Source organism: Mesorhizobium sp. W050 (assembly GCF_054719535.1).
On the sequence record NZ_JBTTIH010000001.1, the window covers coordinates 2,451,978 to 2,468,808 of the forward strand.

The window sequence follows — 16,831 nt, forward strand, 5'->3', positions numbered from 1 at the left end:
AGCGGCCCCGACAGAGCTTAAATAAGCCCCATGGATCAGGGTGATGAAGGCGACGGGCAAACGGCGAATGCGGAGTTTTCCATCCGCGTCGCCGCCGGCATCAATGCCTTCACCTGCGACGAGTGGAACGGCTTTACCGGCACAACCCGCAGCGACACAGAAAATGGCTATAACCCTCTCGTTTCATATGCTTTTCTGAGCGCGCTTGAAGATTCCGGCTGCGCCGTGCGGCGTACCGGCTGGCAAGGTCATCATCTCAGACTGGAAAATGCCCAAGGCAGATTGCTGGGCGCCGTGCCCTGCTATCTCAAATCGCACAGCCAGGGCGAATATGTCTTCGACCACGGCTGGTCCGATGCGTTCGAACGCGCCGGCGGCAACTACTATCCGAAACTGCAATGCGCCGTGCCGTTCTCTCCGGTCACCGGCCCTCGCCTGCTGGTCAGCAAGGGCGAGGACAGCGCCATTGTGAAGGCCGGTCTCGCAGCGGGCCTGAAGGCGGTGACGGAAAAGCTCGGCGTGTCCTCCGCGCATGTCACCTTCGCCAATGAAAGCGACGTTGCAACGCTGGAAGCAGCCGGCTTCCTGCACCGCACCGACCAGCAGTTCCATTTCTTCAACGAAGGCTTTTCGACCTATGACGACTTTCTCGCCACGCTGGCATCGCGCAAGCGCAAGGCGATGAAGAAGGAGCGCCGCGAGGCGCTCGCCAACAATATCTCGATCGACCGGCTCACCGGCAAGGACCTGACCGAAAAGGCCTGGGACGATTTCTTCGCCTTCTACATGGATACCGGCAGCCGCAAATGGGGCCGGCCCTATCTCAACCGCAAGTTCTTCTCGCTGATCGGGGAGCGCATGTCCCAGGACATCCTGTTGGTCATGGCCAAGCGCAATGGCCGCTATGTCGCCGGCGCCATCAACTTCATCGGCTCCGATGCGCTCTACGGCCGCAATTGGGGCTGCATCGAGGACCACCCGTTCCTGCATTTCGAAGTCTGCTACCATCAGGCCATCGACTTCGCCATCGAGCGCAAGCTGAAGGTGATCGAGGCCGGCGCGCAGGGTGAGCACAAACTGGCGCGCGGCTATCGTCCCGTGACCATGCATTCGGCGCACTACATCGCACATGCCGGCCTGCGCAATGCTGTGGCCGATTATCTCCGGCGTGAGCGGCGCGAGGTCGAGCGGATGGGCGAAATTCTGGAAGAGCATACGCCGTTCCGCAAGGATCTTGAGGAATAGCGATCCGCGCCTGCCCTCGCCTGACCATCTTACCTGACCATCTTGCCGGTCCGGGACAGCTTCGCTACACCGGGAGCATACTCCCGGAGCGCCGCCATGACCGAGGCCTACGACCCCAGCAATATCTTCGCAAAGATCCTGCGCGGCGAAATCCCCTCGCACCGCATCTACGAGGATGATGCCGTGGTCGCCTTCATGGATGTGATGCCGCAAGGCCCCGGTCACACGCTGGTGGTGCCCAAAGCACCGTCGCGCAATCTGCTCGATGCCGATCCCGCGACGCTCGGCCGGCTGTTCACCACGGTCCAAACGGTCGCGCTGGCGGTCAAAAAGGCTTTCGGCGCTGACGGGGTCACCATCCTGCAGTTCAACGAACCGGCGTCCGGCCAGACCGTCTACCACCTACATGTCCATGTCATCCCGCGGTTCGAAGGCATCGCGCTCAAGCCGCATACGGGGCAGATGGAGAAGCCCGAAGTGCTGACGGAGAACGCGGCGAAGATCCGAGCAGCGCTGAACGGTTGAGGTGGCGCGCGCCTCAGGGCGATGCGCTCAGCCACAATCCACCACGTCGGTTAGGAAAATATCAAACCACGCCGTGATAACGTGCTCCGTACCGGGATGCGTTTGGGTTTTCAAAATCGTGGAACATTCGGTTGCGACATCAGAGCCGTTGGTAAAAGCAGCTGCCGGGCGGGCCTTTCTGCGCACCTTGGCGGACGCGTACCGGCGACACCGCCTGCTGCACGCGATGGCCATCGCTGCCCTGCTTTTGGCAGCCGCGGTCGGCCTGCGCACCGGAAACATGCCGGATTTCGGCGTGCTGGAAGACTATTCCCAATACCTTCTTTTCGCTTTCTGGATCGGTGGCTGCGCCTTCGCACTCGGCAGCTTTTTTCACCTTGCACTCATCAAGCGGGATCCTGAGCCGCTCGGCACTTTCCTGCGATCGATCGGCGGCGTCTTCGGCGACGCCGAGCGCAACGCCAACAGCCTGAATGGTCTGGCCGCGTGCATTGCGCTCATATCCGCTTTCGGTGTGTTGAAAGGCGCGGTCGCGATCCTTTCGCCATTCGCATGGGATCACGCATTGGCTCAGGCCGACCGGGTGCTGCATTTCGGCCGAGCGCCCCATGAATGGCTATGGTTTATCGTCCAGTCGCCGCTCGCCGTAAGATCGTTCAACCTGGCTTACAATTCCTGGTTCGTCGTCCTTATCGCCTCGGTCTTCATCGCTTGCATCACGCGCAGGGACACGAAGCTGCGTCACCAGTTCCTGATGAGCTTCATGCTCGTGTGGATACTGGCGGGTTTTTTCCTGGCGATGGGCCTGTCTTCGGCAGGGCCGTGCTTTTACGAGCGACTGGGGCTGGGCAGCGACTATCATTCCCTGATGCAAGCACTCGCCGCCGCCGATCGCATCTATCCGATCTGGGCGCTCAGCACGCAGGACATTGTGTGGAGCGGCTATATCGGGGCGACGCCAGGCAGTCTCGGCATATCCGCCTTCCCGTCCATGCATGTAGCGATGGCGGTGCTTTTCGCGCTTTATGCAACACGCCGCTCACGGTTGGCCGGCCTTTTGATGTGGGCATTCGCCGCAATCATCATGGTCGGCTCGGTCGTCCTTGGCTGGCATTATGCCGTGGATGGCTATGCGAGCGTTCTGATTTCGATCGCCATCTGGAAGGCGTGCGGGTACTTCCTGGGCAAGTTTGCACCCGAGGGCGTCGCCGCCTGACCTAACAACATCTGCCCTGAAAAGCAGGGGCGCTGTGTCGGCAAACCGGCCAGCCAATGAAAAAAGGGCCCGTCACCGGGCCCTTCATAGGCGAACCTTTCAGCTCTTGCGCGGCAGTTGCGGCACCAGGCTGCGCTTGCCGCCATCCTTGCCCTTGGGCTCAGGCTCGTCCTTGCCCTTGGGCTGAGGCTTCTGCGCCACCGCCTTCTTGGCGACGGGCTTCTTGGCCACCGCCTTGCGGGCTTTCGGCGTCTCTTCCGGCTCCTGCTTCGGCTGCACCGGGGCTTCGTCGGCCAGTGATTCGAGCTTCAGGCCGGTTTCGCCGGTTTCCTTCTTCTCGACGGTGACGCGCACCGTGCCGCCCTTCTTGAGCTTGCCGAACAGCACCTCGTCGGCCAACGGCTTCTTGATGTGCTCCTGGATGACCCGGCCGAGCGGCCGCGCACCCATGCGCTCATCATAGCCCTTGTCGGCCAGCCAGGCGATCGCGTCGGACGACAGGTCGAAGGTGACGCCCCGCTCGGAGAGCTGGGCCTCGAGCTGCATGACGAACTTCTGCACCACCTGATGGATGACCGGCACCGGCAGCGAACCGAACGGGATGATCGCATCGAGACGGTTGCGGAACTCCGGCGTGAACAACCGGTTGATGGCCTCGACATCGTCGCCTTCGCGCTTGGTCGATCCGAAACCGATCGCCGCGCGCTGCGCATCGGATGCGCCTGCATTGGTGGTCATGATAAGGATGACATTGCGGAAGTCGATCTGCTTGCCGTTGTGGTCGGTCAGCTTGCCGTGGTCCATGACCTGCAACAGGATGTTGAACAGGTCCGGATGCGCCTTCTCGACTTCATCCAGCAAGAGCACGCAGTGCGGATGCTGGTCGACCCCGTCGGTCAACAAGCCGCCCTGGTCGAAGCCGACATAGCCGGGAGGCGCGCCGATCAACCGCGAGACGGTGTGGCGTTCCATATATTCCGACATGTCGAAGCGGATCAGCTCGACGCCGAGCGAGGCAGCCAACTGCTTGGCGACTTCGGTCTTGCCGACGCCGGTCGGGCCTGAGAACAGGTAGGAGCCGATCGGCTTTTCCGGTTCGCGCAGGCCGGCACGCGCCAGCTTGATCGCCGAGGTCAGCGCGGTGATGGCGGTGTCCTGGCCATAGACGACGCGCTTCAGCTCGATGTCGAGGCCTTGCAGCACCTTCTCGTCGTCGGCCGAAACCGTCTTCGGCGGGATGCGGGCCATCGTGGCGATCGTGGCTTCGATCTCCTTGATGCCGATCGTCTTCTTGCGCTTGGCTTCCGGCACCAGCATCTGCGAGGCGCCGGTCTCGTCGATCACGTCGATCGCCTTGTCCGGCAGCTTGCGGTCGTTGATGTAGCGGGCCGACAGTTCCACCGAAGCCTTGATCGCCTCGTTGGTGAACTTCACCTTGTGGAATTCCTCATAATAGGGCTTGAGGCCCTTCATGATCTCGATGGCGTCCTCGATGGTCGGCTCGTTGACGTCGATCTTCTGGAAGCGCCGCACCAGAGCGCGGTCCTTCTCGAAGAACTGGCGGAACTCCTTGTAAGTGGTCGAGCCGATGCAGCGGATGGCACCCGAAGACAGCGCCGGCTTCAACAGGTTCGACGCATCCATCGCGCCGCCGGACGTCGCACCGGCGCCGATGACGGTGTGGATCTCGTCGATGAACAGCACGGCGCCCGGATAATCCTCGAGCTCCTTGACGACCTGCTTCAGCCGCTCTTCGAAATCGCCACGGTAGCGCGTGCCGGCCAGAAGCGTGCCCATGTCGAGCGCGAAAATGGTGGCGTCCTGCAGCACTTCGGGCACATCGCCTTCGACGATGCGCTTGGCCAGACCTTCGGCAATCGCCGTCTTGCCGACGCCGGGATCGCCGACATAGAGCGGGTTGTTCTTGGAGCGGCGGCACAGCACCTGGATGGTGCGGTTGATTTCGCTCTCGCGGCCGATCAGCGGATCGATCTTGCCGGCCTTGGCTTTGTTGTTGAGGTTGACGCAATAGGCAGTCAGCGCATCCTGCTGCTGCTTCTTCTTGCCGCCTTCCTCCTGCGGCTCGGCGCCGTTCTGGCCGCCCTGCTCGTCATCGGCGCCGCGCGGCGAGCGCGTCTCCGATGCGCCGGGGCGCTTGGCGATGCCGTGCGAGATGTAGTTGACCGCGTCGTAGCGGGTCATCTGCTGTTCCTGCAGGAAATAAGCGGCATGGCTCTCGCGCTCGGCAAAGATGGCGACGAGCACGTTGGCGCCGGACACTTCCTCGCGGCCGGATGACTGCACATGGATCACGGCGCGCTGGATGACGCGCTGGAAGCCGGCGGTCGGCTTGGAATCCTCATCGTAACCGGTGACCAGATTGTCGAGTTCGGTGTCGATATAGGTCAGAACGGTGTGCTTCAGCTCGTCGAGATCGACGTTGCAGGCGCGCATAACGGCGGCCGCCTCGGTGTCGTCGATGAGGGCGAGCAGCAGATGTTCTAGGGTTGCATATTCATGGTGCCGCTCATTGGCGAGCGTCAGCGCCTGGTGAAGCGCCTTTTCCAGGCCTTGGGAGAAAGCCGGCATGTTACCTCACTTCTTCTCCATCACGCATTGCAGCGGATGCTGATTCTGTCGGGCGAAATCCATGACCTGAGACACTTTGGTCTCGGCCACCTCGAATGTATAGACCCCGCACTCGCCCACCCCATGATTGTGAACATGAAGCATGATGCGTGTGGCGGCTTCGCGGTCCTTTTGAAAAAAACGCTCCAGGACGTGAACCACGAACTCCATGGGCGTATAGTCGTCGTTGAGGATGAGGACCCTGTAAAGGCTGGGCTTCTTGGTCTTGGTCTTGGTGCGCGTAATGACGGCTGTGCCGCGACCGGCCTCATTGCCGTCGCCGTCACTTTGCATCCGCACCACGCTTGTCGTGGCAGTCAAACCTGAAGTCACGTAATCCTGCCTCTTTCGAATCCCCATGGCGAGTTCGATATGTAGGTGTTCGATGGACGATTTTAAGCCCTTCTTGTTAGCTGACAATATGGCTAGGTGGGCAAACCGAGGCGATTTTCAAAATCGTGAACCGCCAAAGCCCCGGAATTGAAACCGGCATGAAAAAACCCGGCCGCGCATCCGCGACCGGGTCTGTTTTGCAAGCCCGAAAGGCCGTGCCTGGTATTCTCGAGCGAAATTACTTCGCCTTGGCGACAATCGATTCGAAGGGCTTGTAAGCCTCCTTGGCGAGATCGGCATAGAGATCGCCGAACTTGGTCGCCTCGGCAACGAAGCTCTCATAGCTCTGCTTGGCGAAGTCGGACTGGATCTCGACCGCCTTTTCCAGCGACTTGGCGGAGAACAGCTTTTCGACCGCGGCGCTGCCGGCTTCGAAGCTCTTCTTGGTGTATTCGCCAGCTTCAGTGGCGATCGCCTGCGCGCCCTTGGAGAGCGAGGTGAAGCTCTTCAATCCGGTATCGGCAAACTCCTTGCCGTATTTCGAGAAGTCCTCGTAGGTCTGGGTCATTTGACGTTTCCCTTGGCGTTTTGAAGCGCCCTTGCCTGAGCGCGGTTGTGCAATGCACGAGAATATATTGTGCGCTGCACAAAAGTCAAGATTTCAGCGGCATCAGGCCGCGCTGCGCCGGCAACAGCTAAAATTCGAATAAAGAAAAGCTCAAGCCCGAGGAAAATGGTGAACGCGCCGGTTACCATAAACGGATTGGTAACGCTGGCCGCGATAGTTTGACGACAAGTGAGGTCGGATCCCTTTGCCGCCTCCATGGCAATGAGTTTCAAAGGAACTATCAGTGCGTCAGGCGTTGTCGGTCTTCGGTTCAAAATCCGCATCTTCCCTCAAAACGATCATGATCCTCGCTTTGGCGATGTCATTTGTCGTTGCGGATGCCGCGTCCTCGATGGCCGCCAGGTCTTCGGCGATCGTCGTCGACGCCAAGACCGGCAAGGTGCTTTATTCGTCCGATGCCAACGGCCGGCGCTACCCGGCGTCGCTGACCAAGATGATGACCCTCTATCTGACCTTCGAGGCCATGGCGAAGGGCCGGATCAGCAGGAACACGCCCGTGCCGTTCTCGGCCAAAGCGGCGGCCGAACCGCCGACCAAGCTCGGCGTCAAGGCGGGCGGAGCGGTTTCGGTCGAGACCGCCATCCTGTCGATGGTGACCAAGTCGGCCAATGATTCGGCGACCGCGCTCGGCGAACTGCTCGGCGGCAGCGAAAGCAATTTCGCCCGCATGATGACCGCCAAGGCGCGCGCGCTCGGCATGGACGGCACCGTGTTTCGCAATGCCAACGGCCTGCCCGATCCAGGCCAGTTCACAACCGCCCACGACATGGCGATGCTTGGCATAGCGCTCAGGGAACATTATCCGCAGTATTACGGCTATTTCTCGCAGCGCTCCTTCCTTTACGGCCGCCAGCGCATCAATGGCCACAACCGTCTGCTCGGCCGCATCAAGGGCGTCGACGGCATCAAGACCGGCTATACCCGCGCCTCCGGCTTCAACCTCGTCTCGTCGGTTTCGGATGGCAACCGCCGCCTCGTCGCCGTCGTCATGGGCGGCACTTCGGGGCGCAGCCGCGACAACCAGATGGCCGGCCTGATCAACGCCTACATGCCGCGCGCATCGACCCGCGGCGGCGGCGCCCTGGTCGCCAAGGCCGGCGGCGACAATCCGGTCAAGGCGCTGGCCAAGGTCTTCCTGCCCAAGCATGACGCGCCGACGCCGGATGGCAAGCCGATCGTTGAAGACGATGCCGTAGCGTCCAATGACGATCCGACATCCGCTGACGAGCAGTCTGCTGAAGGCCAGTCTGCCGACGAACAGACGGTGGCCGCGGTCGAAGAGCCCGCCCCCGTCGTCAAGACCAGGAAGGTCAAGACCGTCATCGTGACGGCGCCGAAGGTCGAAACTGCGCAGATTGTGGCTGCCTATGCCGAACCCACGCCTGTATCCCCACAGGCGGTCGACCCGGTCAACACGGCCTCGGTGCCGGCTGGTTGGGCGGTGCAGGTGGCGTCGTCGCCCAAGCAGTCCGAAGCCCAGGCTTTCCTCGACAAGACCGCCAAGCTGGCGCCCAAAGTTCTTGGGGCTGCTTCCGGTTTCACCGTCGCCTTCGAAAAGGATGGCGAGACCTATTACCGCGCCCGGTTCGGCGGCTTCCGCTCGAAGGACGCGGCCTGGAATGCCTGCAATGCCCTGAAGAAAAAGAAAATCGCCTGCTACGCCGTCCAACAGTAGGGCGGCGTCGGAACCCTCTCCCGGAAATTTACTGCGTCGAAGGAGACTAGTTGTGATTGGAGAGCAAGACGTCCTTGGCTTCGTTGATCCGCGCCGCCAGGAAAGACGTGCCGCCGATGTCGGGGTGCAGGCGCTGCATCAGGCGGCGGTGCGCCTTGCGGACATCCGCCGCGGCGGCCCCCGCTTCAAGACCAAGGATCTTGTAGGCCTCCTCCTTAGTCATGGCGCCCGCACCTGGCGCAACACCCAGCCCTTCGCCACCGTTCGCCTCAGCGTCGTTGCGCCAGACGGGAAAACGGCCGTCAAGATACGTCTCTAGGAGCTGGCGGCTCTCCGGGTCGCCGGGGAGTTCGCGGTAAAGCTGCTGCAGCTCGGCCAAGCCCATCGCGCCCAGCATCTTGCCTTCATGGCGGCCGGCCAGAACCAGGCCTTCAAGCCCGCCCGTATCGTGATCAAGCTCCATTTCCAGTGCGGCGGTCCGCACCGTCGAGCGCTTGCCGGGCGCCGGCCCGACCGACGGCCGCTTCATTCGCATCGAACCGTACCAGGCAAGGGCCGCGGCCAGGATGAGGCCGGCAATGCCTTCGCGCCCGACCACCAGCACGGCAAGGCCAACCAGCGCCAGAAGCACCGGCCCGAGCGTGCGCATGCCGCTTGCCAGTTTTTGCGCATCGGCACGGACAAAGATCGTCGCCGCGCCGAGCAGCACCAGAAACAGTGCAACAAGTGCAATGATAGCGCCCATCAATTCCCGCCGCCCCTGAGATGCTCGATCAGCAGCCGATCTCCCGGCCTGTCCCTTGCCTCGAGCGCCTTCAATCCACCCGTCGCATAGACGGCAACCGCCGAAAGCAGCCCGGCCAAGGTCGCGGCAGCCCGCCGATCAAATCGGAACCAAGCCCCTTTGGACAGCCGCGCAATCTCCTTGAACGCCTTTTCTGCGCCGGGATCATGGCCTTCCTGGAAGACGAAGACGGGAACGCCGTGCAGACCGAGGCTGCCGGCCTTCTGCGCCAGGTCGTCGATATCCTCTTCCATGGCGTCGCCGATATAGACCAGAGCATTGACCTTGGCCGCCGCCGTTTCCTTCAGCGCATGCGCCAGCACCTTGCCGATCTGGGTGTGGCCGGCACGGCAGTCGATCCGCGAAAATAGGCCAGTTGGACACTGAGGGTGCCGGCCTTGCCGACGGCGTCGAACATCTCGCCCTGCAGCTTGGCGGCGACATCCCAGGTCGGCTGGCGGCTCATCGTTGCGTCGAGCGCAAGGATCAGCCGCCCGCAGCCGGTCGCGGACGCGGCAAGCGTCCGGGCCTGACGGATGAAGGCGTCGATCTCGCCGGCATTGGATTGAGGCTTGACCGGCGCAGGATCGGCCCTTGCGGGCACGCGCTGCTTCTTGTCGCTCATAAGAATCAAGATGTGGCGTTGTCGGGCCCCTTGCAAGTCCAGCCTTGGACAAGATGGAGGGCCAGCGCTCGACGCTCTGGGAGAAGCGGCCGCGCCGTGGCCTTACAACAAGCCCAGATCGGCGAGCTCGCGCTTCAGTTTCGGCGGCATCTCGACCATTCCGGCCTTGCCCTTGCCGATATCGGCGGGCGCATCCGACGGTTTGAGATAACGCCAGCCCTGGAAGGCGCGGCGCGGCTGCCAGTCGGTGCGGACGACGTCGAGGTCGAGCATCAGGCGGCAACGGCCGATGCCTTCGTCGTCGGTAAAGGGCCTGATATCAGTGATCAACTGGCGGCATTGCACGCTGCCCTTGATCACCCAATAAAGCGAACCGCCATCGGTGACCTCGGCGCCGCGCGTCGGCACCATGCGGGTGGTGTGCCAGTGCTCGGCGGGTTCGCCGGCGCGGCGGCGCTCATCGAGGCGGAAGGCGATCCATTCTTCGAGGTCCTCGACGCTGTCGCAACCGACGCACAGTTTTAGGAGATTGAGTGCCATCGCTTAAGGTTTAGTCCGGCGCGCGATTGCGTCAACGGCCCTGCCCGACTTCTCCACAGTGCCAGTGGCGTTGCACGGTCAGCATTCCACGACATTGACGGCGAGCCCACCAAGGCTGGTTTCCTTGTACTTCTCGTTCATGTCGAGGCCCGTCTGGCGCATTGTTTCGATCGCGGCGTCGAGCGGCACGAAATGGACGCCGTCGCCTTTGATCGCCAGAGAGGCGGCGGTGACCGCCTTGACGGCGCCGAGCGCGTTGCGCTCGATGCAAGGCACCTGGACCAGACCGCCGACTGGATCGCAAGTCATGCCGAGATGATGTTCGAGCGCGATTTCGGCGGCGTTCTCGACCTGCTCGGGCGTGCCGCCCATGACGGCGCAGAGACCCGCGGCAGCCATCGCCGAGGCCGAACCGACCTCGCCCTGGCAGCCGACCTCGGCGCCGGAGATCGAGGCATTGGTCTTGATGATGCCGCCGACGGCGGCGGCCGTGAGCAGGAAGTCGCGGATGCTCGGCTGGTCGGCCTCGGGGTGGAAATGCAGCCAGTAACGCAGCACCGCCGGCAATGTGCCGGCCGCACCATTGGTGGGCGCGGTGACGACGCGTCCACCGGCCGCGTTCTCTTCGTTCACCGCCATGGCGTAGATCGACAGCCAGTCATTGGCCAGCAAAGGGTTGGGCTTGTTCTGCTGCCATTGCTCCTGCAGCTTGTCGTGCAGCATGCGGGCACGACGGCGCACTTTCAGCCCGCCCGGCATGATGCCGTCCTGCGACAGGCCGCGGTCGATGCAGCCCTTCATGGCGCCCCAGATCGCATCAAGGCCGCTGTCGAGCTCCTCGCGCGACATATGCGTCTCTTCATTGATGCGCTTCATGTCGGCGATAGACAGGCCGCTTTTGCCTGCCATCTTCAGCATCTCGACGGCATTCTTGAAGGGATAGGGCACCTTCTTGCCTTCTGTGGTCACCGAGCCCTTCACCTTCATCCGCTGCAGCTCTTCCTCGGACACCACGAAGCCGCCGCCGATGGAATAGTAGATGCGCTTGAGCAGCAGCCGGTCGCCGGCATCGTAAGCGTAGAAGGCCATGCCGTTGGCGTGGCCGGTGAGCGGCGTCTTGCGGTCGAGCACCAGATCCGTCGCCGGGTCGAAGCGATAGGAGGGATGGCCGTGTGGCGATATCCGCTTCTCGGCGGCGATGCGCGTGGCGATGCCTTCGGCCTGATCGGGATCGACCGTCTGCGGTGTCAGGCCAGCAAGGCCGAGGACAACGGCGCGATCCGAGCCATGGCCGATACCGGTATAGGCGAGCGAACCGTGCAGGCTGGCGCCCAGACGATCAACTTTCGCGCCGGCCGGGCGCGGCCAGTCGTCTCCGGCGATCTCGTCGAGAAACCGCCGCGCCGCTGTCATCGGTCCCATCGTGTGCGAACTCGACGGTCCGATGCCGATCTTGAACAGGTCGAAAACCGAAAGAAACACGCTGCGCCGTCTCCGGGAATGGGATCAAGACCTACATATAGGACTTTCCATGATGTTTGTGCTGTTTTGCGGATTGCGGCGCTGCACCTGCCGACCTTGTTTGCTCCGGCAGCGACATCACCGGCTGAAAGCGCGTCGCGCTGAAACGGATTCATGCGACGCGCTTTAAGTTCTTGTTTCAATGCATGTCGTTGTCCCAGAACCGCAGCTCACCTCTGGGCGGCATGCATTGGAGCATCGAACTGACCGCTTTGCCTGTGGTAAAAGGGGGCATGGGCGATTCCTTCCATCTGTCGACGGCTGATCTGGCGGCGCTGGCTTTTTTCCTGCTCGCATGGTTGCTGCATACGCTGGCGTCCGACGGCAGACTGGTCAGCCGGGTGTCGTTGACGATGGCCATGAACGTGCAGCGCGAGGCCTGGATGCGCACCATGGCCGAGCGCGAAATCCGCATCGTCGACACCGCCATCATGAGCGGCCTGCAGCAAGGCACCGCCTTTTTCGCCTCCAGTTCGCTGATTGCGCTCGGTGGCTGTTTCGCGCTGCTTGGCGCCTCGGATCAGGTCCTTGCCGTGCTGAACGACCTGCCGTTGAACGCGACCTCATCGCGCTCCGCCTTCCAGATCAAGGTCTTTGGCCTGGTGCTGATCCTGGCCTTCGCCTTCTTCAAGTTCGGCTGGGCCTACCGTCTCTTCAACTACTGCACGATCCTGATCGGCGCGGTGCCGATCCCCTATGGCGAGGCGTCACGCAACCCGGTCAGCGAAACGGCGGTGTGGCGCGCGGCGCGCATGAACATGCTTGCCGGCAAGCACTTCAATTCAGGGCTGCGCGCGGTGTTCTTCTCGATCGGCTATCTCGGCTGGTTCGTCGACCCGATCGTGTTCGTGCTGTCGACTCTGCTGCTTCTGGCGGTGCTGGTGCGGCGTCAGTTCTTTTCTGCCGCAAGGCAAGCGGTGATCGGTCAGCCGCCCGGGCCGGGGAAAAGCTGGTCGATCCGGCCCGATAGCCAATAGGCGGCGAGCCCGATCCATTCGCGGATCGCCATGGTCGTGGTCTGCAGCGAATCGGGTGCGTTGTCGCGAAACAGGCCAAAGCCTTCATTGCCCGAGGTGCGATAGTCGACAGGCCACGGGACCGGCTGAAAGCCGGCCTTGTCGAACAGTGCCTTGGCGCGCGGCATGTGGAAGGCGGAGGTCACCAGCAGCCAGGTCTCGCCCGGTTTCGGCGTTACTAGTTCCTTGGTGAAGACGGCATTCTCATAGGTGTTGCGGGATTTGTTCTCGAGCATCAGGCGATCCGCGTCGACGCCAAGCGCACCGAGCAGGCGCGGCGCGGTGGCCGCATCGCCCTCGCCATCGATGAACAGTTCACCGGTGCCGCCCGAGATAACCACTTTCGCCTCGGGAAAGCGCCGGGCAAGGATCGCCGCCTCGACCATGCGGTCGCCGCCGGAATTCAGCTCATAGCCGCCGCGCGCCAAGTTGATGGCGCCCTCGAAGCCGCCGCCGAGCACGACAATGCCGTCGACCTTCCGCGGCAGCGGCGGCTTTGGGAAGCGCTCTTCGAGCGGATTGAGCATCATGGCGCCAAGCGACGTCCAGGCCGACAGCGCCAGAATCAGGAAGGCGAACACACTGCCCGTCGCCGCCAATCGCCGGCGGCCGATCAGCGCCGCGAGCAAGCCGGCAAGCAGCAGGAAGGTCGCCAGGTTGAGTGGTTGGACGAAGAACCAGAATACCTTGGAGAGATAGAAGAACATTGCCTGCCTATCTCCAGCTCAAATTGTGACGGCCGGTGAAGTGCTCGACCGCACTCGCTACCGCTTCCGCTTCGAGGCGGCTTAACTCCCTGCCGAAAACAAGGACGCCGTTCGCGTTGGTCAAGCTGATGACTTCCGACAGTCCCACTTCGTCCGTGGGATAGGTATGGTCGAGGATTTCGACCCTAAGATGCCCTTTCAAAGGCAGTGACCACCGATTTCGCAAAGAACCCCTCACCGAGCGAACGGCTGCGGTGTCGGTCAGCCGCAGGGTTTCCCTGCCGAACACCCGCCAGATGAAATCCTTGCCCAGGAAATAGGTGAAGAGGGCAATGACCGCCACGAAGGACAGCAGGCCGAGCGTCCCGCTGGTGAGCGTTGCGGACGACATATCCGTCAATCCCATGTAGCCGGTGTAGGCGACGATCGCGGCCCCGATCAGGACAAAGACTGTCCTGAAATCCGAGGTGCGTGGCGGGTTCGTGATCAGCAGTTCGTTTCCCGTCTCGACGATGGAAATGCGAGACGGAGGCGGCATGCTACCACCACTTCTCCGGCTGGAAGGTTCCCGCCGCCTGCTCGATGGCGGCGGCTGTCTGGAACAGGGTTTCCTCGTCGAAGGGACGGCCAATCAGCTGCAGGCCGAGCGGCAGGCCCTTGGCATCGAGGCCGGCAGGCACGGCAATGCCCGGCAGTCCGGCCATGTTCACGGTCACCGTGAAAATGTCGTTGAGGTACATTTTCACCGGATCGGCGGCCATGTCCTCGTCAGCGATGCCGAAGGCGGCCGACGGCGTCGCCGGCGTCAGGATGACGTCGACGCCGTCGGCAAAAACCGTCTCGAAGTCACGCTTGATCAAATTGCGCACCTTCTGCGCCTGCAGATAGTAGGCATCGTAATAGCCTGCCGACAGCACATAGGTGCCGATCATGATGCGACGCTTGACCTCCCGACCGAACCCGGCGGCTCGGGTCTTTTCGTACATGTCGACAATGTCCTGGCCCGGCACGCGCAGGCCGTAGCGGACGCCGTCATAGCGCGCCAGATTGGATGACGCTTCGGCGGGCGCAACGATATAATAAGCCGGCAAAGCGTATTTGGTGTGCGGCAGCGAGATGTCGACGATCTCGGCGCCGGCATCCCTGAGCCAGGCAATGCCCTTCTGCCACAGCGCCTCGATCTCTTCCGGCATGCCGTCGACGCGGTATTCCCGGGGAATGCCGACCTTCATGCCCCTGATCGGTTTGCCGATCGCCGCCTCGTAATCCGGCACCGGCCGGTCGACGGAAGTGGTGTCCTTGGCGTCGACCGAGGCCATGGACTTCAGCATGATCGCGGCATCGCGCACGTCCCGGGCGATCGGGCCCGCCTGATCGAGCGACGAAGCGAAGGCGACGATGCCCCAGCGCGAGCAGCGGCCATAGGTCGGCTTGATGCCGACGGTGCCGGTGAAGGCGGCTGGCTGGCGGATCGAGCCGCCGGTGTCGGTGGCGGTGGCGCCGGCGCACAGGAAAGCCGAGACGGCGGAAGCCGAGCCCCCCGACGAGCCCCCCGGCACCAGTTGGGCATTGTCCAGCGTGCGCGCGGTCTTGGTGCCGCCGGCCGAAACGAAACCGCCATCGCCCTGATGCGTGGTCGGCATCACCACCGTGTCGAGGCGCGAACGCCGCCACGGATTGACGACAGGGCCGTAATAGGAGGTCTCGTTGGACGAGCCCATGGCGAACTCGTCCATGTTAAGCTTGCCCAGCATGACGGCGCCGTCTGCCCACAGATTGGCGGTGACGGTCAATTCGTAGCGCGGCTTGAAGCCGTCCAGCACATGGCTGCAGGCCTGGGTGTGGATACCTTCGGTGCCGAACAGGTCCTTGATGCCGAGCGGGACGCCTTCCAGCGCACCGCCCTGGCCCTTGGCGAGCCTGGCGTCGGAAGCTTTGGCCATATCGCGCGCCTTGTCGCCGGTGACGACGATGTAGGCATTGAGCACCGGATTGGCGCGCTCGATGGCACCGAGATAGGCCTCGGTGATTTCGACGGCCGAAATCTCCTTGGCGCGCAGCTTGGCGCGCGCCTGCGAAATTGTCAGATGGGTCAGTTCGCTCATCAAAGGCTCTTTTCGTAAAACACCGACCACTCGGAATCGGGATAATCCAGCACCGGCCCGCAGCGCGAGAAGCCGGCGCGTTCATAGACGGTCCAGGCGGCGGGATGGCGGTCGCCGGTTTCAAGCACCAGGCGCTTCAGCCCTTCGCTGCGCGCCAGCGTTTCGACATGCTCGACGATCTTGGCGCCGATCTTCCTGCCGCGATGCGAGGGCCGCGTGTACATGCGCTTGACCTCACCGACGCGGGCGTCATGGCGCTTCAGCGCGCCGCAACCGATGGCTTGCCCGTCGTCGCGGGCGATGAACACGGTGGTGTCGTCGCCAGCCATCTGCTCGACCGTCAGATGGTAGCAATGCTCCGGCGGCGTCAGTTCGAGCAGCGTCGCGTTGAGCTCCTCGACCAAAGCGCGGACATCGTCCTGCAGCGGCGTTTCGATCGCGATCTCGATTGCCATCGGCCGCCTACTCCACGACCTTCGGCACGAGGAAGAAATTCTCGTCAGTGGCCGGCGCATTGGCGACGATATCGGCGGCCTTGTTGCCGTCGGTGACGATGTCTTGGCGCTTCTTCATCTCCATCGGCGTCACCGATGTCATCGGCTCGACGCCGGAGACATCAACCTCGTTCAGCTGCTCGACAAAGCCCAGAATGGCGTTCAGCTCGCCGGTCATGCGCTCGGCATCCTCCTCGCTCACCGCAATGCGGGCGAGACGCGCGACGCGCTTCACAGTTTGCAGATCAACGGACATGTCTTTAGCCTTTGGGAAAACCAGATGGCGCTATAGCGGCGTGGCGCGTGCCGCGCAACATCGATCGTGCTTGGGGATAAAGCCCGTTCATGCCAGGGCGGCATTTCAGCCTAGGGCAGCGATACACCCTCGCACAGATAATAGCTGCCGCCATTGCCGGCCTGCTCGCCTTCGTCGGCGGTCGGGCGCACCGAGACGATGTCGATTTGGGTCGCGTTCATCTGCGTGATCGACAGTATATCGGGAAAGAGAAAGCCCGGCTCCTGGCAGATGGCAGTGACCGCCCAGCTCGGCGAGCGCGTCGCCTTGGTGACCTGGACGAACTCGCAATTATACTCGACGCTTTGCAGGCCGTCCGCCGACAAGATGACATTGCCGGTGTCGATCAGCGTCTGCAGCGTGTCCTTTTTGGCTTGCGCGCAAAGCTCCTGGGTCTGGAGGTAAACGCCCTTGATGAAGTCCTCGGCGGCGGATGCGGGCGACGCAGCGACCAGCATCGAAACGCAAAGAGTCTCTCTCAAACCCATGGTTTA

18 protein-coding genes and 1 pseudogene are annotated in these 16,831 nt (G+C 62.6%); 5 read left to right on the top strand and 14 right to left on the bottom strand.

Going from position 1 to position 16,831, the window contains the following annotated elements; translation table 11 throughout:
• Window positions 1-30: 30 nt before the first annotated feature.
• From ACYG9Y_RS11835 to ACYG9Y_RS11845, 3 genes are all read left to right on the top strand, one after another.
• Window positions 31-1,245 (top strand): GNAT family N-acetyltransferase, encoded by a 1,215-nt coding sequence (locus tag ACYG9Y_RS11835; RefSeq protein WP_023738708.1) that lies wholly within the window; start codon window positions 31-33, stop codon window positions 1,243-1,245.
• Window positions 1,246-1,341: 96 nt separating this feature from the next.
• Window positions 1,342-1,770, top strand: coding sequence for an HIT family protein (locus tag ACYG9Y_RS11840; RefSeq protein WP_023684683.1), 429 nt, complete (start codon window positions 1,342-1,344; stop codon window positions 1,768-1,770).
• Window positions 1,771-1,888: 118 nt separating this feature from the next.
• A complete protein-coding gene (locus ACYG9Y_RS11845; protein ID WP_245260414.1) occupies window positions 1,889-2,986 on the top strand; it encodes a phosphatase PAP2 family protein in 1,098 nt (365 codons plus the stop codon).
• A 99-nt stretch (window positions 2,987-3,085) separates the two neighbouring features.
• On the opposite strand, the gene clpA is transcribed toward ACYG9Y_RS11845, so the two are convergent.
• The 4 genes from clpA to ACYG9Y_RS11865 form a co-directional block, all read right to left on the bottom strand.
• The gene (gene clpA / locus ACYG9Y_RS11850; RefSeq protein WP_023684681.1) at window positions 3,086-5,575 is read right to left on the bottom strand and encodes an ATP-dependent Clp protease ATP-binding subunit ClpA; all 2,490 of its coding nucleotides are present in this window, start codon (window positions 5,573-5,575) and stop codon (window positions 3,086-3,088) included.
• A 6-nt stretch (window positions 5,576-5,581) separates the two neighbouring features.
• On the bottom strand, window positions 5,582-5,908 hold the full coding sequence (clpS, locus tag ACYG9Y_RS11855) for an ATP-dependent Clp protease adapter ClpS (protein WP_023671012.1): 327 nt from the start codon (window positions 5,906-5,908) through the stop codon (window positions 5,582-5,584).
• 277 nt (window positions 5,909-6,185) lie between these two features.
• Entirely contained in the window at window positions 6,186-6,515 is a 330-nt protein-coding gene (locus ACYG9Y_RS11860; RefSeq protein ID WP_023671011.1) for a phasin family protein, read from the bottom strand.
• Window positions 6,512-6,787 (bottom strand): hypothetical protein, encoded by a 276-nt coding sequence (locus ACYG9Y_RS11865; RefSeq protein ID WP_156929783.1) that lies wholly within the window; start codon window positions 6,785-6,787, stop codon window positions 6,512-6,514. Before ACYG9Y_RS11865 ends, ACYG9Y_RS11860 begins: the two co-directional genes overlap by 4 nt.
• Before the next feature lie 68 nt (window positions 6,788-6,855).
• Here ACYG9Y_RS11865 and ACYG9Y_RS11870 point away from each other — a divergent pair, with 68 nt between their 5' ends.
• Window positions 6,856-8,250: an SPOR domain-containing protein gene (locus ACYG9Y_RS11870; protein WP_373420149.1), complete on the top strand. Its 1,395-nt coding sequence runs from the start codon at window positions 6,856-6,858 to the stop codon at window positions 8,248-8,250.
• A 46-nt stretch (window positions 8,251-8,296) separates the two neighbouring features.
• Here ACYG9Y_RS11870 and ACYG9Y_RS11875 read toward each other — a convergent pair whose 3' ends face one another.
• The 4 genes and pseudogenes from ACYG9Y_RS11875 to ACYG9Y_RS11890 all read right to left on the bottom strand — a co-directional run bounded on the left by ACYG9Y_RS11875 (window position 8,297) and on the right by ACYG9Y_RS11890 (window position 11,681).
• Window positions 8,297-8,995 (bottom strand): DnaJ domain-containing protein, encoded by a 699-nt coding sequence (locus tag ACYG9Y_RS11875; RefSeq protein WP_023730128.1) that lies wholly within the window; start codon window positions 8,993-8,995, stop codon window positions 8,297-8,299.
• Window positions 8,995-9,659 (bottom strand): annotated as a pseudogene (locus ACYG9Y_RS11880) (VWA domain-containing protein). The gene ACYG9Y_RS11875 and the pseudogene ACYG9Y_RS11880 overlap by 1 nt, the downstream one beginning before the upstream one ends.
• A 102-nt stretch (window positions 9,660-9,761) precedes the next feature.
• A complete protein-coding gene (locus ACYG9Y_RS11885) occupies window positions 9,762-10,199 on the bottom strand; it encodes a DUF1489 family protein (protein WP_023671006.1) in 438 nt (145 codons plus the stop codon).
• Window positions 10,200-10,277: 78 nt separating this feature from the next.
• Window positions 10,278-11,681 carry an L-serine ammonia-lyase gene (locus ACYG9Y_RS11890; RefSeq protein WP_023738706.1) on the bottom strand — a complete coding sequence of 468 codons (1,404 nt, stop codon included), beginning with the start codon at window positions 11,679-11,681 and terminating at the stop codon, window positions 10,278-10,280.
• Between the two features lie 272 nt (window positions 11,682-11,953).
• Between ACYG9Y_RS11890 and ACYG9Y_RS11895 the strand changes: the two genes are divergently transcribed.
• Complete coding sequence (locus ACYG9Y_RS11895) at window positions 11,954-12,697, top strand: DUF599 domain-containing protein (protein ID WP_023671004.1); 744 nt, start codon at window positions 11,954-11,956, stop codon at window positions 12,695-12,697.
• Here the strand turns inward: ACYG9Y_RS11895 and ACYG9Y_RS11900 are convergent.
• The 6 genes from ACYG9Y_RS11900 to ACYG9Y_RS11925 form a co-directional block, all read right to left on the bottom strand.
• Entirely contained in the window at window positions 12,646-13,443 is a 798-nt protein-coding gene (locus ACYG9Y_RS11900; protein WP_023738705.1) for a YdcF family protein, read from the bottom strand. The genes ACYG9Y_RS11895 and ACYG9Y_RS11900 overlap by 52 nt on opposite strands.
• 7 nt (window positions 13,444-13,450) lie before the next feature.
• Window positions 13,451-13,981 (bottom strand): hypothetical protein, encoded by a 531-nt coding sequence (locus tag ACYG9Y_RS11905; protein WP_023671002.1) that lies wholly within the window; start codon window positions 13,979-13,981, stop codon window positions 13,451-13,453.
• Window position 13,982: 1 nt separating this feature from the next.
• Window positions 13,983-15,548, bottom strand: a complete 1,566-nt coding sequence (locus tag ACYG9Y_RS11910) for an amidase family protein (RefSeq protein ID WP_460223124.1) — start codon at window positions 15,546-15,548, stop codon at window positions 13,983-13,985.
• Window positions 15,548-16,003: a GNAT family N-acetyltransferase gene (locus tag ACYG9Y_RS11915; protein ID WP_023706217.1), complete on the bottom strand. Its 456-nt coding sequence runs from the start codon at window positions 16,001-16,003 to the stop codon at window positions 15,548-15,550. The genes ACYG9Y_RS11910 and ACYG9Y_RS11915 overlap by 1 nt, the downstream gene beginning before the upstream one ends.
• A gap of 7 nt (window positions 16,004-16,010) precedes the next feature.
• Window positions 16,011-16,298 (bottom strand): Asp-tRNA(Asn)/Glu-tRNA(Gln) amidotransferase subunit GatC, encoded by a 288-nt coding sequence (gatC, locus tag ACYG9Y_RS11920; protein ID WP_023670999.1) that lies wholly within the window; start codon window positions 16,296-16,298, stop codon window positions 16,011-16,013.
• A gap of 110 nt (window positions 16,299-16,408) precedes the next feature.
• Window positions 16,409-16,825, bottom strand: coding sequence for a hypothetical protein (locus ACYG9Y_RS11925; RefSeq protein WP_023670998.1), 417 nt, complete (start codon window positions 16,823-16,825; stop codon window positions 16,409-16,411).
• Between the last annotated feature and the right edge of the window lie 6 nt (window positions 16,826-16,831).